Here is a 23,772-nt window from a genome sequence, read left to right as displayed (position 1 = left end):
GCCGCACGGGCGTCCGGCACGGCGTCACGGCGTGCCCGCGTGCCGTTCCGCCGTGCTCCGGTGGGTCCGGCACGGCGTGCCACAGTGACGCGACGTGCCGGTGCAGCACGGCAGCCCGTGCCGCCCGCCGGCCCGCGCGCGTCAGCGTGCGGCGAGCGCCGCCTCGCCCGCCGCCCGGACGGCGGCCAGCGGGCCCGGCGTCCGGCCGGTGAAGAGCTCGCTCTGCAGCACCGCCTGGTGCACCAGCAGGTCCAGCCCGCCCAGCACCGTGGCGCCGCGTTCCGCGCAGGCGGCGGCCAGCGCCGTCGGCCACGGGTGGTACAGCACGTCGAACAGCGCGCCCGGAGCGGCCGGCAGCCCGGCGGCGAAGGCGTCGGTGGCACCCACCGGCGTGGTGGAGACGGTGAGCGGCTGCGCCAACGCCTCGGCGCCGCGCTCCCAGTCCGCGGTCCGGACGGCGACGCCCAGCCGCTCGCCCAGCTCGGCCATCTCGCGCGCCCGCTCGGGGCTGCGCACGTACACCGTCACCTCGCCGGTGCAGATCTGGGCCAGCGCCGCCAGCGCGGAGGACGCCGTCGCCCCGGCACCGAGCACCGCCGCGCCGGGCACCTCGGTGACGCCGCGCTCGCGCAGCGCGTTGACCAGGCCGGGGATGTCGGTGTTGTCCCCGACCCGCCGCCCGTCGGCGGTGAACACCACCGTGTTCACCGCCTCCACCGACCGCGCGGTCGCGCTCACCTCGTCGAGCAGCGGGATGACCGCCCGCTTCAGCGGCATGGTGAGCGAGAGCCCGGTCCACTCCGACTCGTCGAGCCCGGCGAGGAAGCCGGGCAGGCCCGCCTCGTCCACCTCGAAGCGGTCGTAGCGCCAGCCGTCCAGCCCGAGCGCCGCGAAGGCGGCCCGGTGCAGGTCCGGCGAGAGCGAGTGGGCGATCGGCGAGCCGAGCACGGCGGCCCGGTGCTTGCTGGTCAACACTGCTTCTCCGTAAGCGAGTTGCCCGCGCGGGCTACTTGGTGGTGGTGCAGTGGACGCGCACCTTGTCGAAGCCCTGGCCGGCCGCCTTGCAGTACTGCTCGACGTTGGCCGCGTGCTCCTGGTCCGTCTCCGCGAAGAGGGTGTGGGTCGGGTCCATCGCGATGAAGTACAGCCACTTCCCTTCCGCCGGGTGGGTCACCGCGTTGATCGCGTCCTCGCCGGGGTTGGAGATCGGCCCGGGCGGCAGCCCCGGGTTGATGTAGGTGTTGTACTTGTTGGACGCGTCGTCGATGTCCTTCTTGTCCAGCACCTTGCGGCCGAGCGAGTACTGCAGCGTGGTGTCCATGCCCAGGCGGTGCTTGATCACGCCGTCGGCCGCGAGGCGGTTCTGGATGGTCCTGGCCATCTTGGCGAAGTCGGTGACGTTGTTGCCCTCGCGCTGGAGGATGCTCGCCTCGATGACGACCTCGTAGCCGTTCTTCAGCCCCGCGGCGGAGGCCTGCGCGTCCAGGCCCTGGTACTTCTCGGTGGCGTTCTTCACCATCTGCTTGAGCAGGTCCTCGGGCTTCATGCCCTCGGCGATGTTGTACCGGGTCGGCCAGAGGAAGCCCTCGATGTTGCCGTTCGCGTACGCCGGCAGGCCGAGGTCGTTCACCTGGGCCTTGGCGACGTTCGCCGTGGTGCCCTTCGCCAGTTTCAGCTTGTCGTCGATCTTGGCGTAGATCTCGGTGGAGTTCAGGCCCTCGGGCAGCACCAGCGCGGCGCCGCCGTTCTGCTCGATCAGGGACTGGAGGGCGGCCGAGGCCGACATCTCCTTCTTCAGGACGTAGAAGCCCTGCTGGATGTTCCCGCACTTGGGTTCGGCGCCGCAGACCTTGGTGTACGCATCGACGCTCTTCACCACGCCCGCGTTCTTCAGGGACAGGCCCATCTGGCCGCCGGTCGCGCCCGGCTTGATCTCGACCTGGACGCTGCCGGTGCCCTCGCCCTGGAAGTCCGGCGGCGGCCCGAAGTGGTCCTGGTAGAAGCCGTAGCCCCACCAGCCGGCGCCGCCCAGGGCGCCGAGCAGCACCAGCGCGACGACCAGGCACGCACCGCCGTTGCGGCGCCCGGACTTCTTGACCTTCTCCTTGCGCTTCTTCTTGCCCTCGCGGGAGTTGTCCTCCTCGCCCAGGAAACCGCCGTGCCCGTCCTCGCCGTCCTCGGCATAGTCGTCGGCGTGGCCGTCCCACTCGTCCTGGTCCGGCTCGGGATCCGTCTCGGCCTGGAGGCCGCCGGCCTCCAGGGCGGCGGCCTCGGCCTCCCAGTCGATGCCGTCCGCACCGGGGCCGGTCGGGGCCTGGGCCTGCTGCTGGCGCCGCGCGGCCCGCCCGCCCGGCTGCGGCTGGTCAGACTGCTGCTGCTGCGCACCGGGCTGCCGGCCCGCGCCCTGCGGGGGCATGCCCTGCTGGCCCGCACCCTGCTGGGGCATCCCCGGCTGGGGCATGCCCTGCTGCTGGGGCATGCCCTGCTGCTGGGGCATACCCTGCTGCGGCATGCCCGGCTGCTGGGCCATGCCCTGCTGCTGCGGCTGCTGCTGGAAGCCCTGCTGCTGGCCCTGGAACGCCTGGAAGTCCTGCTGCTGACCGGGGAAGCCCTGGCCGCCCTGCTGCGGGTAACCCTGCTGCTGCTCCAGGTAGCCCTGCTGCCCGCCGAAGCTCTGGCCGCCCTGCTGCGGGTAGCCCTGCTGCCCGCCGCCGTACTGCGGCTGCTGCGGCTGCTGCCCCTGCTGGAACTGCTGCCCGCCGTACTGCTGCTGCGGCTGCTGTCCCTGCGGGTACTCGGCCGGGTAGCCCTGCTGCTGCATCTGCTGTGGATAGCCCGGCTGGCCACCGCCGTACTGCGGCTGCTGCTGGGGATGCTGCTGCCACTGGCCGTCCTGCTGGCCCGGGACCGGCTGCTGGCCTCCGTACCCGGGGTCACCGGGGTGCCACGGCTCGGAGCCCTGGGGGCCGTAGCCCCGACCCAGATCGGTCATTGATCCCCTTACACCGACGGAGACGGCCGGAGGATCGGACCGGCCGTCCCGGGACGGCGTCCCGGTTGTTTCTCGAACCGGCGTGCTACTGCAGCGCCTGGAGGGAGACGCTACCGTACCGCAGACCCGTCACCGTCAAGGCCGACGCCCTGTCAGTGCACGCCCGGTCCGGGTTCCTGGCCCTCCGCCGGGGTGCTCCCCGGTGCTCCCGGGCTTCCGGCCGGGGAGGCCGACGCCCCCGGGGAGACCCCTGCCGAGGCCCCTGCCGTCCCCTGTGCGGCCGCCGCCGAGGCGCTCGACTTCGCCGCGTTGTTGGCGTTGAACTCCGCCACGTTGCGCTGCTGCACCTCGAAGCTGTCGGTGAACCGGGTGTCCCCCGGCTTCACGGTGACGAAGTAGAGCCAGTCCCCCTGGGCCGGGTCGACCGCCGCCATGATCGCCTGCCGCCCCGGGTTGCCGATCGGCGTCGGCGGCAGGCCGGCGTGCAGGTAGGTGTTGTACGGCGAGTCCAGCTTGGTCTCGGTGACGGTGGTGTTCAGGGTCGAGCGGCCGAGCGCGTAGTTGATCGTGGAGTCCAGCTGGAGCGGCATGTTCTTGGCCAGCCGGTTGTAGATGACCCGGGCCACCTTGGCCATGTCCTCGGTGTTGTCCGCCTCGCCCTGGACCATGCTGGCGATGGTGACCAGCCCGTACAGGCTCTGCCCGAGGGTCTGAGCGACGACGTCCGCGTCGTCGCGGGCGAACTCCTTGCCGGCCCGTTCGACCATCTGTTTCAGCAGGTCCACCGCGGTGGTGCCGTCCGTCACACTGTAGGTCGCGGGGAAGAGGTACCCCTCGGGGCTGCCCTTGGCGAACTCCGGCAGGCCCAGCTCGCCCGCCTGCTCCTGGGCGGCCTTCTGGGCGGTGCCGTCGGGCAGGTTCAGCTTCTTGTCGATCGCCGCGTAGATCTGGTTGCCGCGCCAGCCCTCGGGGATGGTCAGGCCGTTGGCGTTGGCCGGGTCGACCAGGATCGCCAGCGCCGCGGCGGCCGACATCTTCTGCTTCAGCGTGTACGTGCCGGGCTGGATCCGCCCGGCGGCGGCCGCGCTGCCCTTCGCCGCCCGGGTGAAGGCGAGCGAGCTGGCCACCACGCCGTTGCGCACCAGTGCCGAGGCGATCTGGGTGAGACCGGCGCCCTCGGGCACCGAGACCTGGACGTCGCCGGTGCCGGCGCCCGCGTAGTCGGCGGCGGCCGGGGGCTTCTTCTGGCCCTGCAGCCAGGTGTACCCGGTCACGCCGATCCCGCCGAAGACGGTGACCAGCGCGAGCGCGGTCAGCCCGCAGGCCAGGCCGTTGCGCCGACGGTGCGGATCCGGCGCATCGGGGCGCGGCCGGGGCGCGCCGGGCGCGCGGCCCTCCGGTTCCATGACCGGCGCACCGAGGTGGCCGGGTGTGAGCCCCGGGGTGAAGTCCTGGTCGGTCATTGCGCCCCCTCTGCGGCCCGGAAACGGAGCGAGGGGCCCGTGCGGACGCGTCCGCACGGGCCCCTCACCGGGACGTTAGAGCAGGCTGGTCAGCCGGCCGCCTCGACGCTCTCACCGGGCGGCCGTCCGCTCACCCGTTCGGACTCAAGGGCGGTCTGGAGGATCACCACCGCGGCGGCCTGGTCGACCACCGAGCGGCCCTTCTTCGCCTTGACCCCGGAGGCCCGCAGGCCGTGGGTCGCGGTGACGGTGGACATCCGCTCGTCGACCAGCCGGACCGGTACCGGGTAGAGCCGGTTGGCCAGCCGGGCCGCGTAGGCGCGGACCTTCTCGGCCGCCGGGCCCTCCTTGCCGCTGAGCGAGCGCGGAAGGCCGACGATCACCTCGATCGCGTCGTACTCCTCGACGATGGCACCGATCCTGGCCTGCGACTTCACCCCGGCGGGGACGGTCTCCACCGGCGTGGCGAGCACCCCGTCGGGGTCGCAGGACGCGACCCCGATCCGGGCGTCACCGACGTCGACGGCGATCCGCCGCCCCCGCCGGAAGGGCCTTTCCTCCTGCTCCATCAGCTGGCGCGCTCCGCGACCAGTCCGCGCACGGCGGCGATGGCCTCGCCGACCGCGCCCGGGTTGGAGCCACCGCCCTGGGCGACGTCGTCCTTGCCACCGCCACCGCCACCGAGGGTCTTGGCGGCGACCCGGACCAGCTCGCCGGCCTTGATGCCGCGGCCGCGGGCGTCCTCGTTGGTGGCGATCACGGTCAGCGGGCGGTCGTTGGCCACGGTGAAGGCGGCGACGACGGCCGGGCGCGAGCCGAGGCGGCCGCGCACGTCCAGGACCAGCTTGCGCAGCTCGTCCGCACCGGTGCCGTCGGCGACCTGCGCGGCCACCACGGCGATGCCCTGCACGTCCTCGGCCGAGTCGGCCAGGCCCGCGGCGGCGGCCAGGACCTTCTCGGCGCGGAAGCGCTCGATCTCCTTCTCGGCGTCCTTGAGCTTGGCGAGCATGCCCGAGATCTTCTCCGGCAGCTCCTCCGGGCGGCCCTTGACCAGCTCGGTGAGCTGGGAGACCACGGTGTGCTCGCGGGCCAGGAACTTGTAGGCGTCCACGCCGACCAGCGCCTCGACGCGGCGCACGCCGGAGCCGATCGAGGACTCGCCGAGCAGCTTCACCAGGCCCAGCTGGGCGGTGTTGCCGACGTGCGTGCCACCGCAGAGCTCCTTGGAGAAGTCGCCGATGGTGACGACCCGGACCTCGTCGCCGTACTTCTCGCCGAACATGGCGATGGCGCCGGCCTTGCGGGCCTGGTCCATCGTCATGACCTCGGCGGTGACGTCCAGCTCGCGGGTGAGCACGTCGTTGATCTTCTGCTCGACGTCGACCAGCACGCTGCCGGGCACGGCGGCGGGCGAGCCGAAGTCGAAACGGAAGCGGCCGGGGGCGTTCTCGGAGCCGGCCTGGGCGGCCGTCGGGCCGAGCGCGTCGCGCAGCGCCTGGTGGGTCAGGTGGGTGGCCGAGTGGGCGCGGGCGATCGCCCGGCGGCGGTCCACGTCGATCGTGGCGTACGCGGAGGCACCGAGCACGACCTCGCCGAACAGCACGCCACCGGAGTGGACGACGACGCCCGGGACGGGCTGCTGCACGTCGCGGATCTCCACGACCGCGCCGGAGTCCAGCCGGATCCGGCCGTGGTCGGCGAGCTGGCCGCCGCCCTCGGCGTAGAACGGGGTGCGGTCGAGGACGATCTCGACCTCGTCGCCCTCGCTCGCGGCCGGCGCCGGGACGCCGTCCACCAGCAGGCCGACCACGGTGGCCTCGCCCTCGGTGAGGCTGTAGCCGGTGAAGACGCTGGCGCCGGACTTGTCGGCGACCTCGCGGTACGCGGCGACGTCGGCGTGGCCCATCTTCTTCGCCTTGGCGTCCGCCTTGGCGCGGTCCCGCTGCTCCTGCATCAGGCGGCGGAAGCCGGACTCGTCCACCTGGAGGCCCTGCTCCTCGGCCATCTCCAGGGTGAGGTCGATCGGGAAGCCGTAGGTGTCGTGCAGCTTGAAGGCCTGGTCGCCGGAGAGGACGGCGCCGCCGGCCTGCTTGGTCTCGGTGACCGCGGCGTCCAGCAGGCTGGTGCCGGCCTTCAGGGTCTGCAGGAAGGCCGTCTCCTCGCCGGTGACGACCGTCTCGATCCGCTTGCGGTCGGTCTCCAGCTCCGGGTACTGCGGGGCCATCGCCTTGATCGCGGTGTCCGTGAGGTCCCGGGCGACCGGACCGGTCGCGCCCAGCAGGCGCATGTTGCGGATGGCCCGGCGCAGGATGCGGCGCAGGACGTAGCCGCGGCCCTCGTTGCCGGGGGTCACGCCGTCGCCGATCAGCATCAGCGCGGTGCGGATGTGGTCGGTGACCACGCGCAGCGAGACGTCCGACTTGTGGTCGGCGCCGTAGGTGTGACCGGTGAGCGCCGCGGCGTGATCGAGGATCATCCGGCTGGTGTCGATCTCGAAGAGGTTGTCGACGCCCTGCAGGATGGCGGCGAGGCGCTCCAGGCCGAGGCCGGTGTCGATGTTCTTGCTCGGCAGGTCGCCGAGGATCTCGAACCCGTCCTTGCCGTCACCGTGGCCGCGCTCGTACTGCATGAAGACCAGGTTCCAGATCTCCAGGTAGCGCTCGCCGTTGACGGCCGGGCCGCCCTCCTCGCCGTACGCGGGGCCGCGGTCGTAGTTGATCTCCGAGCACGGGCCGCACGGGCCGGGAACGCCCATCGACCAGAAGTTGTCCTTCATGCCGAGGCGCTGGATGCGCTCGGACGGCACGCCGATGACGTCCCGCCAGATCTGCTCGGCCTCGTCGTCGTCCTTGTAGACGGTGATCCAGAGCTTCTCCTTCTCCAGGCCGTAGCCGCCGTCCGCGACGGGAGTGGTGAGCAGCTCCCAGGCGAACTTGATGGCTCCTTCCTTGAAGTAGTCACCGAAGGAGAAGTTGCCGCACATCTGGAAGAAGGAGCCGTGCCGGGTGGTCTTCCCGACCTCCTCGATGTCCAGGGTGCGCACGCACTTCTGGACGCTGGTGGCACGCGAGAACTGCGGCTTGACCTCGCCCAGGAAGTACGGCTTGAAGGGCACCATGCCGGCGTTGACCAGCAGCAGGGTGGGGTCGTCGGCGACCAGGGACGCCGACGGAACGACGGTGTGGCCGCGCTCCTCGAAGAAGCGCAGCCAGCGGCGGCGGATCTCTGCCGACTCCATTAGTGGTCCTTCCGGTTCGGGGTACCGCCCTGCTGCGGCAGTGCGCGGCGGGGCGTCTTTTCGATGGCTGGGGTGGTGCGGGCACCGTCGGACGATGCGCGGGCACTGCTGGACGGAGGCAGGGCGGCGGCCGGGCTGCCGGGCGCCGCCGAGATAGCTCGGTACTGCGGCTCGCCGCGCAGGACTCTGCTGTTGCGGCGGCGGGGCTCGACGACGGCGGTGCCGTCCAGTCCGAGGTCCTCGCGCAGCTGCTCCTCGCGCTCGGCCATGCCGGCCTTCACGTCCTGCGCGAACCGCTTGGCCGCGTCGCCCAGGTGCAGCGCACCGCGCGCGGCGGTGCCGGAGAGGCTGTCCGGGGTGAGCCGGTGAACGGCCTCGTTGGCCTTGTTCATGGCCCAGACGGTGGCGCCGGCGCCGACCGCCATCCAGAAGATGCGTCGCACCATGGCGTCAGCTCCTCACCGCGCGCCGGACCCGGGCGAGCAGGCCGCTCTTGGGCGCCGTCGCGGCGCGCACCTCGGCCCGGATCAGCCGGGCCAGCTCCTCGCGCTCGCCCGGCTGGGTGGGCAGCGTCAGGGTGCCGTTCTGCTTGGCGACGGCCTTGCGGACGCCGTAGCTGAAGGCCGCGACCTTGACCAGCGGCCCGCCCAGGGTGGCCGCGACGGTGGAGGAGAGCGCGTTGGCGTTGGCGGCGGCGTCCTGCACGTTGGCGGTGATCTCGTCGACCCGCTCGAGCTGCTCGTTGGCGCTGCGCACGGCGGCGCCGGCGTCGGTCAGCAGCGGCACGGCCTGTTCGGTGACCGCGGAGACCAGGACGGTGGCCTCCTTCAGCACCCGCGAGAGCCGGACCAGCACGACGGCGAGCAGGGTGACCAGGACCGCCCAGAACACGGCGACGAGCAACCCGGCCAGCTCTCCCACGGACACCTTGCGCGCTCCCTCGCCTTGCTGTTCTCCGAGGGGAACCCTATCGCGACCACGGCCGGTTTCCGGACCGGGTCACCGGCCGGGCCCGCCCCGCGATCCGGTCGGGTGTGCGAGCCGTGCGCGTAACCTACCGGCCGGTCACCTCGTTCCACCGGGCGGGCCGTCGCCGGGGCGGTCCCCGCGACGTCCGGACCGCGAGGGTCCGGACCCGGACCCGGGAGCAGTGTTTGGCAGGCGACTCAAGAGCAGAGCCCGGGGCGGCGGCGCCGAGCCCGCCGGCGCCCGGGGGGCTGCCCGCGGAGGTGAACAGCTTCGTCGGACGGCGGGAGGAGCTCGCCTCCCTGGCCGGGATGCTGGCCGCCGCCCGGCTGGTGACGGTGACCGGGCCGGGCGGGGTCGGCAAGAGCCGGCTGGCGTTGCGCGCGGCGGCCCGGGCGGCCGGCGCCTTCCCGGACGGCACCTGGCTGGTCGAGGTGGCCCCGGTGCAGGACCCGCTGCTGCTCGGCCACGCCGCCCTGGAGGCGCTGCGGCTGACCGACGGCACCGCCCGGGCGCCGCTGGACATCCTGACCGAGCAGCTGGCCGGGCGCCGGATGCTGATCGTGCTGGACGGCTGCGAACACCTGGTGGACGCCTGCGCGGAGCTGGCCGACACCCTGCTGCGGGCGGTACCGGGCCTGCGGGTGCTGGCCACCAGCCGGGCGCCGCTGCGGTCCCCGGGCGAGCACCTGCTGACCCTGGCGCCGTTGCCGGTCGGCCGGGTTGGCCCCGGCACGGTGCCGGACGCGGTGCGGCTCTTCGCCGACCGGGCCCGGGCGGTGCTGCCGTCCTTCGAGGTCACCGCGGCCACCGTCGAGGGGATCGCCCAGCTCTGCCGCCGGCTGGACGGCATCCCGCTGGCCGTGGAGCTGGCGGCCGGGCGGCTGCGCGCACTGTCGGTGGAGCAGATCGGCGCCCGCCTGGACGACCGCTTCCGGCTGCTCACCGGCGGTGCCCGGACGGCGCTGCCGCGCCATCAGACGCTCCGGACGACGATCGGCTGGAGCCACGAGCTCTGCACGGTGCAGGAACGTTTACTCTGGGCCCGCCTCTCCGTCTTCGCCGGCAGCTTCGACCTGGAGGCCGCCGAGTACGTCTGCGCCGGCGACGGCCTCGAACCGGACGAGCTGCTCGACCTGCTGTCCGAACTGGTCGCCAAGTCGGTGGTGCTGCGCGAGGAGAGCGCCTTCGGCGTCCGCTTCCGGCTGCTGGACACGCTGCGCGAGTACGGCGGGCACTGGTTGCGCGGCGCGGGCGGGGAACAGCGGCTGCTGCGCCGCCACCGCGACTGGTACCTGGGCGTGGCGACCTGGGGCGAGGTCGAGTGGTTCGGCCCGCGGCAGGCCGAGACCGCCGAGCGGACCGGGCTCGCACACGCCAACCTCCGTGCGGCGCTGGAGTTCTGCCTGGCCGAGCCGGGCGAGGAGCAGCTCGCCCTGCTGCTGGCCGGCACGCTCTGGTTCTTCTGGGTCGGCTGCGGCCATCTCGGCGAGGGCCGGCACTGGCTGGACCGCGCCCTCGCCCTCGCCCCCGAACCGACCGAGGCCCGTGCGAAGGCGCTCTGGGTCACCGGCTACATGGCCACCCTCCAGGGCGACCTGGTCGCCGCACGGCCCGCGCTGGAGGAGTGCCGCCGCCAGGCGCAGGACACCGGTGACGACCGGGCGCTCGCCTACGCCGTCCACCGGCAGGGCTGCGCGGCGCTGATCGGCGACGAACCGGCCCGCGCGGCCGAGCTGTTCGAGGAGGCGCTCTGGCACTACCGCACCATCGGCGAGCTGAACAGCAACGTCCTGATGGCCATGTTCGAGCTGGGCATCGCCTACCTCTTCCAGGGCGACCGGGAGAGCGGCGAGCTCTGGCTCGGCCAGGTCCGCGAGCTGTGCGAGGAGCACGGCGAGCAGTGGGCGTACGCGTACGGGCTGTACGCGCTGGCGTACTCGCACTGGCTGAACGGCGAGGTCCGGCCGGCCCGCGCGCAGGCCCGGGAGAGCGTCCGGCTCAACCACCTCTTCCGCGACCTGCTCGGCATCGTGCTGGCGATCGACCTGCTGGCGCTGCTGGAGACCGAGCCCGTCGGGCCCGGCGAGCCGGGCGACCTGCGCGAGGCCCGGGTGCTGCAGGGGGCCGCGCACCGGATCTGGCAGGCCGTGGGCAAGCCGTTCTTCGGCTCGCGCACCTTCAACGGCCCGCACCGGGACTGCGAGGACCGGGCCCGGGCCGGGCTGACCGAGCAGGAGTTCGCCGACTCGTTCGACCGCGGAACCCGGCTGGACCTGGACGCCGCCGTGCGCCGCGCGCTCGGCGGGGACGACGCGGCGGGCGGGCCGGGGCCGCTGCCCGGCCCCCGCTCGGTGCCGCCGGAGCCGCAGCCGTCGCCGGTCAGGAATAGTTGAAACTTGTCCATTGCTTCAGGGGGCAGCACCGCCCGGAACCGTCGCACCAGGACGGGCACCGGGCCGACCCGGAAGGAGCAGCCGTGGCCATCCACACCGCCGCCGACGAGTACCGCCTCGCGAACTTCTACTTCGAGTCCAAGGCCTACTCCGACGCCGCCCGCATGCTGGAGGGCGTCCTCGCCGAGGAGCCGGCCAACCTCTCGGTCCGGCTGCTGCTGGCCCGCAGCTACTACCACTCGGCCCAGCTCTCCCGCGCCGAGGCCCAGCTGCGCGTGATCGTGGACGCCGCCCCGGCCGAGGACTACGCCCGGCTGATGCTCGGCCGGACCCTGGAGCGCCAGGGCCGCGCCGAGGAGGCCCGCCCGCACCTGCGGCTCGCCGCCGCGATGACCGGCGGGGACCTCTGACCGCTCCCGGCCCCACCCCGGGCCGAACGGCACGCCGGACCCGGGCGCCCGGAGGCGAGCGGGCGGGTCACCGGGCACGCGGGTGAGTCACCGCGGGAGCGGGCGCGCCACGGAAAAAGGGGCGAGCCCCCGCCGCCTCGAAGGCGACGGGGGCTCGCTGGGTACGGCAGGCGTACCGCTCGCGGGTCAGCGCGAGTAGTACTCGACGACGAGCTGCTCGTCGCAGATCACCGGGACCTCCTTGCGCTGCGGCGCGCGGTCCAGGCGGAAGGCCAGGGCCTTCAGGTTGACCTCGAGGTACTTCGGGGTCTGGCCCTCACCCGCGTAGCCACCCTCACGGGCGACCTGGAACGGGACCTTCTCCTTGCTGCGCTCGCGGACCGTCACGACGTAGCCCGGCTTCAGCTGGTACGACGGCTTGTTGACCTTGCCGCCGTTGACCTCGATGTGGCCGTGGACGACCATCTGGCGGGCCTGGTAGATGGTGCGGGCAATGCCCGAACGCAGCACCAGCGAGTCCAGACGGGTCTCCAGCTCGGCGACGAGCGCCTCACCGGTCTTGCCCTCGGCCTTCTTGGCGCGGTCGAACGCGCGCGACAGCTGCTTCTCGCTCAGGTCGTACTGGGCGCGGAGACGCTGCTTCTCGAGCAGACGGACCTTGTAGTCCGAGTTCTGCTTGCGGCCACGGCCGTGCTGGCCGGGCGGGTACGGGCGGGCCTCGAAGTACTTGACGGACTTCGGGGTCAGCGGCACGCCGAGCGCACGCGCGATCTTGACCTTGGGACGCTTCTGGTTCGCCATGAACCAAACCTTCCTTGCTTACGAATACGGCTTCACCAGGTGTTGACGGAGGTCGCTCGTCGCGGTCCGGAGAAAAACCGCACCGCCCACGGGCAGTGTGGTCAGCCGCTCTCCGAGGCCGGGCACAGAAGTGCTTGCACACGAGTGGCCCACCGAACCGGGGTTGGTGGGCTGCACGCGACACCGAAACGGTGCGCGACGCTCCTGAGGGCCCCGAAGGGCCCACCGCCGGTGCCCCGCTGGTGCGGCCGGTCGGTCAGGGTCTCCCCTGCCGCCGTCCCGGGACACGGCACTCCGCACGAGTATACCCGCTGCGGATCACCCTCCCGCCGGGGCCCGCGGCGCCCGCCTCACTCGCCCCTGAGCCGGCCCCTCGTCCACTCCACGACGTCCGCGTACCGCGCCTCCCCGCCGTGCCGGGTCGGCCGGTAGTACTCCTTGCCGTGCACCGCGTCCGGCGCGTACTGCTGCGCCGCGATGCCCTCCGGCAGGTCGTGCGGGTACTGGTAGCCCTGGCCGTGCCCGAGCCTGCCCGCGCCCCCGTAGTGCGCGTCCCGCAGGTGCGGCGGCACCGCGCCCGCCAGGCCCTGCCGGACGTCCGCCAGCGCCGCGTCGATCGCCGTGTAGGCGGCGTTGGACTTCGGCGCCAGGGCCAGCGCGATCGCCGCCTGGGAGAGGATGATCCGCGCCTCCGGGAAGCCGATCAGCGCCACCGCCTGGGCCGCCGCCACCGCCGTGGTCAGCGCGGTCGGATCGGCCAGGCCGACGTCCTCGCTGGCCGAGATCATCAGCCGCCGGGCGATGAACCGGGGGTCCTCCCCCGCCTCGATCATCCGGGCCAGGTAGTGCAGCGTGGCGTCGACGTCGCTGCCGCGGATCGACTTGATCAGCGCACTGGCGACGTCGTAGTGCTGGTCGCCGTCCTTGTCGTAGCGGACGGCCGCCTGGTTGACCGCCGTCTCGGTGGTGGCCAGCGTGATGCTCGCCTCGCCCTTCTCCAGCGCCGCCCCGGCCGCCGCCTCCAGCGTGGTCAGCGCGCGCCGGGCGTCCCCGCCGGCGAGGCGGACGAGGTGGTCCTCGGCCTCCCCGGACAGCTCCAGCGCGCCCTCCAGACCGCGCGGGTCGGCCACGGCCCGGCGCAGCAGGGCCCGGACGTCCTCGTCGGTCAGCGACTCCAGGGTGAGCAGCAGCGAGCGCGACAGCAGCGGGGAGATCACCGAGAAGTACGGGTTCTCCGTGGTCGCGGCGATCAGGGTGACCCAGCGGTTCTCCACCGCGGGCAGCAGCGAGTCCTGCTGGGCCTTGGAGAAGCGGTGGATCTCGTCCAGGAAGAGCACCGTCTCCTTGCCGCTCATGCCGACCGCCCGGCGGGCGCCGTCGATGACCGCGCGGACCTCCTTGACGCCCGCGGTGATCGCCGACAGCTCGACGAAGCGCCCCTCCACGGCCTGGCTGATCACGTGGGCGAGCGTGGTCTTCCCGGTGCCGGGCGGGCCCCAGAGGATCACCGAGCTGGTCGCCGCGGGCCCGCGCGAGCCTGCGACGAGGCGCCGCAGCGGCGAGCCGGGCTTCAGCAGCTGCCGCTGCCCGGCCACCTCGTCCAGCGTCCGCGGGCGCATCCGTACGGCGAGCGGGGCGCGGCCGGGCTCCTTGGCCTGGCGTTCCTCGGCGGCGGCGGTGAAGAGGTCCGGTTCGTCCACACCGGAAGCCTATGCGAGCCCGCCGACAGCCCCGCGCGGCCGCTGCGGCTACCCGTGCTGCGGAACGTCCAGCAGGACGACCTCGAACTCCTCCAGCGAGCGCAGGGTCACCCCGCCGCCGGCCGTCACCGCCTTCGCCCTGGCCTCCGCGACCGGCCCGCGGGAGGCCACCAGGGCGGCCTTGTCGACGAAGAGGCCGCCGACCGCACCGCGCTCGTCCTCGTCGTTGAGCAGCATCGAGCCGCCGAGGAACCCGTCGACCTTCTGCATCGCGGGCAGCGCCCCCTCCCGGTAGGCGGCGGCGATCCGGTCGGCGTCGGCCCGGTCGAAGTCGAACCTGGTCATCCGGAACCAGGCTCCCGGCCCGGCCTGGGCGGGCCGGGCGGCGACCACCGCCTTCCAGGTGTCCGTGGTCACCGTCCCCGCGAACGGCTGAAGCAGCTCGGCGCGCCGCTGCTTCAGCTGCGCGTCGCTGTCCCGCTCGGCCTGCGCGCTCTCCCACCAGGAGCCCATCGTGACGATGCCGAGCTCCCGGTTGGCGAACAGTCCGTAGCCCCGGTAGCCGGGCTGCGCCGTGAGCAGCCCGACCGCCTCGGCGCGGAGGCCGTCGAGGGCCTGGTCGAGCTTGGCCGGGTCACCGGTCGCGTAGACGGTACGAACGAACATGGGCGGGTCTCCTGACGTCGTCGGGGCGCCGGGCGGCGCCCGTGCCTTGCTGGGGCACGTCCATCGGACGGCCTGGCACCGGCACCGGCAACGCCGCGGGGCCGTTCGGAGGAGCCCCCGCCCCGGCTACCCCAGCCCGGCCGCGTGGTCGGGCACGTAGTTCTGCAGGTCGCGCGGCGGCCGCCGGTAGCCGCGCGACGGCGGGCGGGGCGGCAGCTCGATCCGGGGCGCCACCACCTCGCGGTACGGGACGGTGGAGAGCAGATGGGCGATCATGTTGATCCGGGCGCGGCGCTTGTCGTCGCTCTCCACCACGTTCCACGGCGAGTCCGTCGTGTCCGTGTGGGCGAACATCTCGTCCTTGGCCCGCGAGTAGTCCTCCCAGCGGGTGATCGACTCGATGTCCATCGGCGAGAGCTTCCAGCGCTTCATCGGGTCCTCCAGCCGGTCCCGGAACCGCCGCTGCTGCTCGGTGTCGCTGACCGAGAACCAGTACTTGCGCAGCAGGATGCCGGCCTCGGTCAGCATCCGCTCGAAGCCCGGGCACTGGTGCAGGAACTCCCGGTGCTCGGTGTCCGTGCAGAAGCCCATCACCTTCTCGACCCCGGCCCGGTTGTACCAGCTGCGGTCGAACAGCACGATCTCCCCGGCGGCCGGCAGCTCCTCCACGTACCGCTGGAAGTACCACTGGCCGCGCTGGCGCTCGGTGGGGACGGGCAGCGCCACGACCCGGGCGATGCGCGGGTTCAGATACTCCGTCACCCGCTTGATCGCGCCGCCCTTGCCGGCCGCGTCGCGCCCTTCGAAGACGACGACCAGCCGGGCGCCCTCGGCGCGCACCCACTCCTGGAGCTTCACCAGCTCGTTCTGGAGCCGCAGAAGCTCCCGTTCGTACGGCCTCCTCGGCAGCCGCTCCGGGGTTCCGGCTCGCTCGCGCTCGGGCCTGGCCGCCACCTGGGTGCCTCCGTCCGGAGAGTGCCGATGCCCACTCACGGTAGGCGCTGCGCCCCGTTCCCGCAGGCCGTGCCGACCGTTCCGGCAGCGGCGGCCCCCTGAACCGCCGCTGCCGTACTCCCCCGTGGCCCGGCCCGGAGGCCGAGTGATCAACCTTGTCGCAGACCTGCCGGGGCGGTCCAATATCCCGTTCCATAACCTTGGGGCATGGATGTGGACACCCGACTGCTGCGCAGCTTCGCCGCGGTCTGCGAGGAGGGGCAGCTGACCGCCGCCGCGGCCCGGCTGTTCGTCTCGCAGCCGACGCTGACCAAGCAGATCCGCCAACTGGAGGCACTGCTCGGGGTGGAGCTGTTCGAGCGCTCCCGCCGGGGCATGGCCCCCACCCCGGCCGGCCGGGCCCTGGCCGAGCGCGCCGGCACGATGCTGGCGGGCTGGGACGACGCGCTGCGCGCCACCAGGGCGGCGGCGGCCGAGCAGGGCTCGACGCTGCGGGTGGGCTTCGAGGGCAGCACGATCAACGTGATGACCCGCAGCACGGTGGCGGACTTCACCCGGCGGATGCCCGGCTGGCAGGTGGAGCTGCGGCAGAACAACTGGTTCGACCCCACCTCCGGGCTGGCCACCGGGGAGATCGACCTCACGCTCTGGCACGCGCCGCCGTCGTTGTCCGGTCAGTACAACGTCGCGGTACTGGGCGAGGAGCCGCGCTGCGTGGCGCTGCCGGCCGGGCACCGGCTGGCCGGGCGTGCGGTGATCGACTTCGAGGAGCTGCTGGACGAGCACTTCGTGGCGATACCGCACGAGTCCGGGCACTGGCGCGACTACTGGCTGGCGGTCCGGGAGCGGGGCGGGCGACCGGTGCGGATCGGCGCGGTGGCGCACAACGCCGACGAGTGGCTGGCCGCGGTGGTGTGCGGCCAGGGCGTCGGCTTCGCCCCGGAGACGATGAGCAGGCTGGCGGCGCGGGAGGATGTCGCGTACCGGCCGGTGCGGGGGCTCGCCCCGAGTCAGGTCGGGCTGTACTGGCCGAAGGAGCGGGAACAGACCCCGGCGATGGCCGCGTTCGTGCAGAGCTGCCGGGTGACGGTCGGGGTCCCCGCGGGGCGGGAGGCCCGCCCCCAGGAACGGCGCTGACCGGGCTCGGCCGGCCCTACCCCGCCGTAGGGCGTGCCGGGCACGCCCTACACCGCCTCGAACGGCTCCGGGTAACGGCAGAGCCCGCGCGGGCCGCCGTCGTAGGCGGGCAGGGTGAGCGCCTGGAAGTAGGCCTCCGGCACCTCGAACGGGCCGGTGACCTCGTGGCGCTGCGCCGGGAGGAAACCGAAGCGGCCGTAGTAGTCCGGGTCGCCGAGCACCACGACGAGCTTCTCGCCGGCCTCCTCGGCGGCCGTCAGCGCGGCCCGGACGACCAGCTCGCCGACGCCCTTGCGCTGCCACTCCGGGGCGACCGCGACCGGCGCCAGCGCCAGGCCCTGGCCGTCGCCGACCTGCAGCCTGGTGAGCAGCGCATGGCCGACGACCAGTCCGGCCCCGTCCACCGCGACCACCGACAGGCCGGGCAGCCAGGCGGGGTCACGGCGCAGCGCGTCCACCAGGTCGGCCTCGTCGGGGCCGGGGAACGCGGCCATGTGGACCCGTCTGGTGGCGGGCGCGTCGCCCGGACACTCGACTCTGGTGCTGACCTTCATGGAGAGCCTCTTTCCGTCGCACACCGTTGTGGACCGGCCCCGGACGGCAGGTGCGCCGTCCGGGGCCGTGAAAGGTTAGCCGATTGAACGTCAAGCCTTGGGCTGAGCCTCGGACTTGGCCTCGGACTTGGCGTCCTCGCGGACCTTCGGCTGGGCGTCGACGCCGGCCTCGCGGCGCTGCGCCGGGGTGATCGGCGTGGGGGCGCCGGTCAGCGGGTCGCCGCCGGTGGACGTCTTCGGGAACGCGATGACGTCCCGGATGGTGTCGTACCCGCCGAGCAGCGTGACGATCCGGTCGAGGCCGAAGGCGACGCCACCGTGCGGCGGCGGGCCGTAGTTGAAGGCGTCCAGCAGGAAGCCGAACTGCGAGGCCGCCTCCTCCTCGGAGAGGCCGATCGCGTCGAACGCCCGCTTCTGCACGTCCCGCTGGTGGATACGGATCGAACCGCCGCCCAGCTCCGAGCCGTTGAGGACCAGGTCGTAGGCGTTGGACAGGGCCGAGCCCGGGTCGGTGTCGAAGGTGGCGAGCGACTCGGCGGTCGGGGCGGTGAAGGGGTGGTGCACCGCGTGCCAGCCCTGGAACTCGCCCTTGTCGTCCTCGATCGGCTCGAACATCGGGAAGTCGACGACCCAGAGGAAGGCCCACTGGGACTCGTCGATCAGCTCGCAGCGGCGGCCGATCTCCAGACGGGCGGCGCCGAGCAGCTCCTGCGAGGGGCGCTGCTTGCCGGCGGCGAAGAAGATCGCGTCGCCGTTCTTGGCGCCGGCGGCGGCGGCCAGGCCGGCCAGGTGCTCGGCGGAGAGGTTCTTGGCGACGGGGCCGCGCAGCTCGCCGGTCTCGGCGTCGATGACGACGTAGGCGAGGCCGCGGGCGCCGCGCGCCTTGGCCCAGTCCTGCCAGGCGTCGAGCGCCTTGCGCGGCTGCGAGGCGCCGCCGGGCATGACCACGGCGCCGACGTACGGGGCCTGGAAGACGCGGAACTCGGTGCCCTTGAAGTACTCGGTGAGGTCGGTGAGTTCCTGGCCGAAGCGGACGTCCGGCTTGTCGGAGCCGTAGCGGGACATGGCGTCCGCGTAGGTCATCCGGGGCAGCGGGTTCGGGATCTCGTAGCCGTGCACGTCGCGCCAGATCGAGCCGACGATCTTCTCGCCGAGGGCCAGGATGTCCTCCTGGTCGACGAAGGAGGCCTCGATGTCCAGCTGGGTGAACTCCGGCTGCCGGTCGGCGCGGAAGTCCTCGTCGCGGAAGCAGCGGGCGATCTGGTAGTAGCGCTCCATGCCGGCCACCATCAGCAGCTGCTTGAACAGCTGGGGCGACTGCGGCAGGGCGTACCAGTGGCCGGGCTGGAGGCGGACCGGGACGAGGAAGTCGCGGGCGCCCTCGGGGGTGGAGCGGGTGAGGTACGGCGTCTCGATGTCGAGGAAGTCGTTCTCCTCCATCACCCGGCGGATGATGTTGTTGACCTTGGAGCGCAGCCGCAGGCCCTTGGCCGGGCCCTCACGGCGCAGGTCCAGGTAGCGGTAGCGCAGCCGGACCTCCTCGTTGACCGTGCCGGGCTCGTACTCGGCCACCGGGAACGGCAGCGGGGCGGCCTCGGAGAGCACCTCGATCTCGCTGACGACGACCTCGACGGCGCCGGTCGGGATGTCCGGGTTCTCGTTGCCCTCGGGGCGCACCCGGACGTCACCGACGACCTTGACGCAGTACTCGGCGCGCAGACCGTGCACCGAGTCGAGGTCGCGGACCACGATCTGCACGGTGCCGGAGGCGTCGCGCAGGTCGATGAAGGCGACGCCGCCGTGGTCGCGGCGGCGGGCGACCCAGCCGGCCAGGGTGACGGTGGTGCCTGCGTGCTCCGGGCGGAGCGTGCCCGCGTCGTGCGTGCGGATCACAGCTGCTTCTCCTTCAGGGTGGTGACGAGTGCGTCGAGGGCGACGGGGTTCTGCTCGCCGGTGGTCAGGTCCTTGAGCTGGACGACGCCGTCGGCGAGGTCCCGGTCCCCGGCCACGAGGGCGAAGCGGGCGCCGGATCGGTCGGCGGACTTCATGGCGTTCTTGATGCTCTTGACGCCGAAGGCGAGGTCGGTGGCGACGCCGGCCCGGCGCAGCTCGACCACCTTGGCGAACAGGACGTTCTTGGCCTCCTCGCCGAGTGCGACGGCGTAGACGGAGGTGGCGGCCGGCAGGTCGAGGGCGACGCCCTCCGCCTCCAGCGCCAGGTAGGTGCGGTCCACGCCGAGGGCCCAGCCGACGGACGGCAGCGCCGGGCCGCCGATCATCTCGGAGAGGCCGTCGTAGCGGCCGCCGCCGCCGATCGCGGACTGCGCGCCGAGGCCGTTGTGCACGAACTCGAAGGTCGTGCGGGTGTAGTAGTCCAGGCCGCGGACCAGCTTCGGGTCGTCGACGAAGGCGACGCCGTTGGCGGTGAGCAGCTCACGCACCTTCTCGTCGTAGGCCTTGCACTCCTCGCACAGGAAGTCGCGCAGCTTCGGGGCGTCGCCGAGCTGGGCCTGCACCGACTCGCGCTTGTCGTCCAGGACGCGCAGCGGGTTGATCTCGGCGCGGCGGCGGGTGTCCTCGTCGAGGTCGAGGCCGGCCAGGAACTCGATCAGGGCGGCCCGGTAGACCGGCCGGCACTGCTTGTCGCCGAGGCTGTTGAGCAGCAGCGAGTAGTCGCTCAGGCCCAGCGAGCGGAAGGCGTCGTCGGCCAGGATGATCAGCTCGGCGTCCAGGGCCGGGTCCTCGGCACCGATCGCCTCGGCACCGACCTGGGAGAACTGGCGGTAGCGGCCCTTCTGCGCCCGCTCGTAGCGGTAGTAGGAGCCGGAGTACCAGAGCTTGACCGGCAGGTTGCCCTGCTTGTGCAGGTTGGCCTGGAGCGCGGCGCGCAGCACCGAGGCGGTGCCCTCGGGGCGCAGCGCGAGCTCGTCGCCGCCCTTGGTGGTGAGGTTGTACATCTCCTTGGAGACGATGTCGGTGGACTCGCCGACACCGCGGGAGAACAGCTTCACGTCCTCGAAGACCGGGGTCTCGACGTAGCCGTAGCCGGCCCGGCGGGCGGGCGCGGCGATCCGCTCCCGGATCGCCAGGAAGGTCGCGGAGCTGGGGGGCAGGAGGTCGTAGGTGCCCTTGGGGGCGGTGAAGGTGCTCAACTTCTCTTCCGTCACATTCCTCGTCGCGGGAAGGCCGGAGCGCCGAGCGCTCCCGCCGCCTGCCTGAGGTAGGGGTTGGTGGCGCGCTCACGGCCGATGGTGGTCTGTCCGCCGTGGCCGGAGAGGACCACGGTCGTGTCGTCGAGGGGCAGGCACACCCGGGCCAGCGACTGCATGATCGCCTCGCTGTCCCCGCCCGGGAGGTCCGTGCGCCCGATGGAGCCGGCGAAGAGCAGGTCGCCCGAGAAGAGCACCGGGGGGAGGTCCTCGGCGCCGGGCGTCCGGAACGTCACCGACCCCTTGGTATGGCCGGGCGCGTGGTCGACGGTGAGCTTCAGGCCGGCGAGGTCCAGCACGCTGCCGTCGGTGAGCTCGCGCACGTCGTCGGGTTCGCCGACGGTGAGCTCGCCCATCAGCTGGGTGCCGAGCGACCGGCCGAGGGCCTTCTCCGGGTCGGCCATCATGTAGCGGTCCTCGGGGTGGATCCAGGCCGGGACGCCCTTGGCGCCGCAGACCGGGACGACCGAGGCGATGTGGTCGATGTGGCCGTGGGTGAGCACGACCGCGACGGGCTTGAGCCGGTGCTCGCGGATCAGCTCGTCGACGCCCTGGGCGGCCTGGTGGCCCGGGTCGACGATGACGCACTCCTCGCCCGGCGCCGGAGCGACCAGGTAGCAGTTGGTGCCCCAGGCTCCAGCGGGGAATCCGGCGATGAACACGCGCGTCCTTCGTGACTCGGTCGGCAGTGGCGGCTACGGGGTGCGGCTACACGATGTGATGTAAGCGCAGCCTACCGGCGGTCCGGGTCCGGTTGCGAACCAGATAGGGGTGACAGGTCCACTTCGTCCTGACAGGTTCACCGCGTTCTTACAGCCGCGGTACCTACACTTGGCGGTCGATGGATGCGATGATCCGCTCCAGCATCCGTACACGAGTCCAGCACATATGTAGGAGACACGGCCTGTGGTCACCAGCGAACAGCGGCGGCGGCAGCTCGCCCGCGAGAAGTACGAGCGCCAGGCGCAGCGCCGGGCCGAGGCCCACGCCGCGCGCAAGCGCCGCAACACCGTCCTCGGGGCCTCCCTGGCGGTGGTGGTGCTGGCAGGCGGTGGTGCGCTGGTGGGCACGGGTGCGTTCGACTCCGAGGACAAGAAGGACTCCTCCCCCACCGCGCAGGCCGCGCCGACCGCCGCCGAGCCCACCACCCCGACCCGCAAGCCGGTCGAGGGCTGCACCGAGCCGGCGCCGGGCGCGCCGAACGGCAAGCAGTGGAAGACCGAGCCCGCGATGAGCGCCGACGCCTCCGGGACCTACACGGCGACGCTGGACACCAACTGCGGCAAGGTGACGCTGACGCTGGACGCGGCCAAGGCCCCGCACACGGTCAACTCCTTCGCCTTCCTCTCCGGAGAGCAGTACTTCGACCACACCAAGTGCCACCGGCTGACCACGGGCGGCATCTACGTGCTGCAGTGCGGCGACCCGACGGCCAGCGCCACCGCCCCGGGCGGCACCGGCGGCCCGGGCTACAAGTTCGCCGACGAGAACCTGGCCGGCGCGACCTACCCGGCGGGCACCGTGGCGATGGCCAACTCGGGCCCGGGCACCAACGGCAGCCAGTTCTTCCTGGTCTACAAGGACACCAAGCTGGACCCGAACTACACCCCGTTCGGCAAGATCACCGGCGGTCTGGACGTGCTCCAGAAGATCGCCGCCGCGGGCACCCTGGAGGGCGGGACGGACGGCCACCCGATGGCCGACGTCACCCTCAACTCGGTGACCACCGTGAAGGGTTGACCCGTACCGGGACCGCGCCACGCCCGCCCCGGCGGCGCACGGGCGCGGTCCCGGCCCGAAATTGCCCGGCCCGGATGCGGACAGCACCGGGCCTGGTCGCCTATGTTGGCGTTGTGTAGGGTGCCCCGATCCGCCAAGCCGTCACCCTCGGCAGCAGCACCCGGCGGGCGGGACGGCGGACTCATCGGTCCGCCGCACATCAACTGTGGACGACGGACGCGTACCGCCCCGGCGCGGGCGCGACGTCATGTGGAGGACGCGCTATGAGCAGCGACCCGTGGGGCCGTGTCGACGAGCAGGGCACGGTCTACGTCAGGACGGCCGACGGCGAACGCGTCGTGGGTTCCTGGCAGGCCGGCTCGCCCGAGGAGGCCCTCGCCTACTTCGAGCGCAAGTACCAGGGCATCGAGGTGGAGATCGGCCTGCTGGAGAAGCGGGTGCGCACCACCGACCTGGCCGCCAAGGACGCCCAGACCGCGCTGGAGCACCTGCGCGCGCAGGTGACCGAGGGGCACGCGGTCGGCGACCTGGACGCGCTGGCCAAGCGGCTGGACACGCTGGCCGGTGAGATCGAGAGCCGTCGCGAGCAGCGCAAGGCCGCCCGCGCCAAGGCCCAGGACGAGACCCGGACGGCCAAGGAGGAGCTGGTCGCCGAGGCCGAGCGGCTCGCCGAGTCGACCCAGTGGCGCGAGGCCGGCGACCGGCTGCGCGCGCTGGTGGACACCTGGAAGGGCCTGCCGCGGCTGGACCGCAAGAGCGACGACGAGCTGTGGCACCGCTTCTCGCACGCCCGCTCGGTCTTCTCCAAGCACCGCAAGGCGCACTTCGCCACCCTGGACGCCGAGCGCGACCAGGCCCGGGCGGTCAAGGAGCGGCTGGTCACCGAGGCCGAGGCGCTCTCCTCGTCCACCGAGTGGGGTGACACCGCGGCCCGCTACCGCGACCTGATGGCGCGCTGGAAGGCCGCCGGGCGCGCCCAGCGCGACGTCGAGGACGAGCTGTGGGCGCGGTTCCGCGGCGCCCAGGACGTCTTCTTCCAGGCCCGGTCCGCCGTCTTCAGCGAGCGTGACGCCGAGCAGGTCGCCAACCAGAAGCTCAAGGAGGCGCTGGCGGCCGAGGCCGAGACGATCCTGCCGATCACCGACCTCAAGGCCGCCAAGGCCGCGCTGCGCGACGTCAACGAGCGCTGGGAGGCGATCGGGCACGTGCCGCGCGACGCCCGGCCGAAGCTGGACGGCCGGCTGAACGCGGTCGAGCGGGCGATCCGCGAGGCCGAGGACGCCGAGTGGAAGCGCTCCAACCCGGAGGCCAAGGCGCGCGCCGCCGGCATGGTCGGCCTCTTCGAGGCCAAGGCCGAGAAGATCCAGGCCGACCTGGACAAGGCCCGCGCGGCCGGCAACGCGAGCCGCGTCGCCAAGCTGGAGTCCGAGCTGGCCGGTGTGCAGACCCTGCTGGAGCAAGCGCACAAGAGCCAGGAGGAGTTCAGCGGCTGAGCCGACGCCGCAGGACACGACGAAGGGCCCCGGGCGAACCCGGGGCCCTTCGT

Annotated in this window: 20 protein-coding genes; 5 read left to right on the top strand and 15 right to left on the bottom strand. The window is 72.8% G+C overall.

All coding sequences use genetic code 11. The annotated features are described in order from the left end of the window. Positions 1–141 precede the first annotated feature (141 nt). The 7 genes from J5Y04_RS03165 to J5Y04_RS03135 all read right to left on the bottom strand — a co-directional run bounded on the left by J5Y04_RS03165 (position 142) and on the right by J5Y04_RS03135 (position 8,620). Positions 142–972, bottom strand: coding sequence for a shikimate dehydrogenase (locus J5Y04_RS03165; RefSeq protein ID WP_209410195.1), 831 nt, complete (start codon positions 970–972; stop codon positions 142–144). A gap of 34 nt (positions 973–1,006) precedes the next feature. Further along, a complete protein-coding gene (mltG, locus tag J5Y04_RS03160) occupies positions 1,007–2,992 on the bottom strand; it encodes an endolytic transglycosylase MltG (RefSeq protein WP_209410193.1) in 1,986 nt (661 codons plus the stop codon). A 152-nt stretch (positions 2,993–3,144) separates the two neighbouring features. After that, positions 3,145–4,455, bottom strand: a complete 1,311-nt coding sequence (gene mltG, locus J5Y04_RS03155) for an endolytic transglycosylase MltG (protein ID WP_209410191.1) — start codon at positions 4,453–4,455, stop codon at positions 3,145–3,147. 89 nt (positions 4,456–4,544) lie between these two features. Beyond that, a complete protein-coding gene (gene ruvX / locus J5Y04_RS03150; protein ID WP_148647574.1) occupies positions 4,545–5,024 on the bottom strand; it encodes a Holliday junction resolvase RuvX in 480 nt (159 codons plus the stop codon). Next, a complete protein-coding gene (gene alaS / locus J5Y04_RS03145; RefSeq protein ID WP_209410189.1) occupies positions 5,024–7,693 on the bottom strand; it encodes an alanine--tRNA ligase in 2,670 nt (889 codons plus the stop codon). Before alaS ends, ruvX begins: the two co-directional genes overlap by 1 nt. Next, entirely contained in the window at positions 7,693–8,139 is a 447-nt protein-coding gene (locus J5Y04_RS03140) for a DUF6167 family protein (protein WP_209410187.1), read from the bottom strand. Before J5Y04_RS03140 ends, alaS begins: the two co-directional genes overlap by 1 nt. 4 nt (positions 8,140–8,143) lie before the next feature. After that, positions 8,144–8,620 carry a DUF948 domain-containing protein gene (locus J5Y04_RS03135; protein WP_148647577.1) on the bottom strand — a complete coding sequence of 159 codons (477 nt, stop codon included), beginning with the start codon at positions 8,618–8,620 and terminating at the stop codon, positions 8,144–8,146. 302 nt (positions 8,621–8,922) lie between these two features. Here J5Y04_RS03135 and J5Y04_RS03130 point away from each other — a divergent pair, with 302 nt between their 5' ends. Further along, positions 8,923–11,055 carry a regulator gene (locus J5Y04_RS03130; RefSeq protein WP_307852902.1) on the top strand — a complete coding sequence of 711 codons (2,133 nt, stop codon included), beginning with the start codon at positions 8,923–8,925 and terminating at the stop codon, positions 11,053–11,055. An 83-nt stretch (positions 11,056–11,138) separates the two neighbouring features. Then, positions 11,139–11,465, top strand: a complete 327-nt coding sequence (locus J5Y04_RS03125) for a tetratricopeptide repeat protein (protein WP_209410183.1) — start codon at positions 11,139–11,141, stop codon at positions 11,463–11,465. A 186-nt stretch (positions 11,466–11,651) separates the two neighbouring features. Here the strand turns inward: J5Y04_RS03125 and rpsD are convergent, their stop codons facing one another. The 4 genes from rpsD to ppk2 all read right to left on the bottom strand — a co-directional run bounded on the left by rpsD (position 11,652) and on the right by ppk2 (position 15,586). Continuing rightward, positions 11,652–12,266 (bottom strand): 30S ribosomal protein S4, encoded by a 615-nt coding sequence (rpsD, locus tag J5Y04_RS03120; protein ID WP_209410181.1) that lies wholly within the window; start codon positions 12,264–12,266, stop codon positions 11,652–11,654. Positions 12,267–12,616: 350 nt separating this feature from the next. Next, complete coding sequence (locus tag J5Y04_RS03115; RefSeq protein ID WP_209410172.1) at positions 12,617–13,966, bottom strand: replication-associated recombination protein A; 1,350 nt, start codon at positions 13,964–13,966, stop codon at positions 12,617–12,619. Between the two features lie 48 nt (positions 13,967–14,014). After that, entirely contained in the window at positions 14,015–14,632 is a 618-nt protein-coding gene (locus J5Y04_RS03110; protein WP_209410170.1) for an antibiotic biosynthesis monooxygenase, read from the bottom strand. 126 nt (positions 14,633–14,758) lie between these two features. Then, the gene (gene ppk2, locus J5Y04_RS03105; RefSeq protein WP_307852901.1) at positions 14,759–15,586 is read right to left on the bottom strand and encodes a polyphosphate kinase 2; all 828 of its coding nucleotides are present in this window, start codon (positions 15,584–15,586) and stop codon (positions 14,759–14,761) included. A 207-nt stretch (positions 15,587–15,793) separates the two neighbouring features. On the opposite strand from ppk2, the gene J5Y04_RS03100 reads away from it, so the two are divergent. After that, the gene (locus tag J5Y04_RS03100; protein WP_209410168.1) at positions 15,794–16,723 is read left to right on the top strand and encodes a LysR family transcriptional regulator; all 930 of its coding nucleotides are present in this window, start codon (positions 15,794–15,796) and stop codon (positions 16,721–16,723) included. 47 nt (positions 16,724–16,770) lie between these two features. On the opposite strand, the gene J5Y04_RS03095 is transcribed toward J5Y04_RS03100, so the two are convergent. The 4 genes from J5Y04_RS03095 to J5Y04_RS03080 form a co-directional block, all read right to left on the bottom strand. Then, positions 16,771–17,277 carry a GNAT family N-acetyltransferase gene (locus J5Y04_RS03095; RefSeq protein ID WP_209410166.1) on the bottom strand — a complete coding sequence of 169 codons (507 nt, stop codon included), beginning with the start codon at positions 17,275–17,277 and terminating at the stop codon, positions 16,771–16,773. A gap of 90 nt (positions 17,278–17,367) precedes the next feature. Then, complete coding sequence (aspS, locus tag J5Y04_RS03090; RefSeq protein ID WP_148647585.1) at positions 17,368–19,170, bottom strand: aspartate--tRNA ligase; 1,803 nt, start codon at positions 19,168–19,170, stop codon at positions 17,368–17,370. Next, on the bottom strand, positions 19,167–20,429 hold the full coding sequence (gene hisS, locus J5Y04_RS03085) for a histidine--tRNA ligase (protein WP_209410164.1): 1,263 nt from the start codon (positions 20,427–20,429) through the stop codon (positions 19,167–19,169). Before hisS ends, aspS begins: the two co-directional genes overlap by 4 nt. Before the next feature lie 11 nt (positions 20,430–20,440). After that, positions 20,441–21,148 carry an MBL fold metallo-hydrolase gene (locus J5Y04_RS03080; protein ID WP_209410162.1) on the bottom strand — a complete coding sequence of 236 codons (708 nt, stop codon included), beginning with the start codon at positions 21,146–21,148 and terminating at the stop codon, positions 20,441–20,443. A 244-nt stretch (positions 21,149–21,392) separates the two neighbouring features. Between J5Y04_RS03080 and J5Y04_RS03075 the strand changes: the two genes are divergently transcribed. Together J5Y04_RS03075 and J5Y04_RS03070 are read left to right on the top strand one after the other, a co-directional pair. Continuing rightward, entirely contained in the window at positions 21,393–22,226 is an 834-nt protein-coding gene (locus J5Y04_RS03075) for a peptidylprolyl isomerase (RefSeq protein WP_209410153.1), read from the top strand. Between the two features lie 263 nt (positions 22,227–22,489). Then, positions 22,490–23,719, top strand: a complete 1,230-nt coding sequence (locus J5Y04_RS03070) for a DUF349 domain-containing protein (RefSeq protein ID WP_209410151.1) — start codon at positions 22,490–22,492, stop codon at positions 23,717–23,719. Positions 23,720–23,772 lie beyond the last annotated feature (53 nt).

The sequence above is a fragment of the Kitasatospora sp. RG8 genome (assembly GCF_017813315.1).
Classification (GTDB): domain Bacteria; phylum Actinomycetota; class Actinomycetes; order Streptomycetales; family Streptomycetaceae; genus Kitasatospora.
Note: the sequence above shows the minus strand (reverse complement) of the source record. Positions and strands in the feature narration are given on the sequence as shown.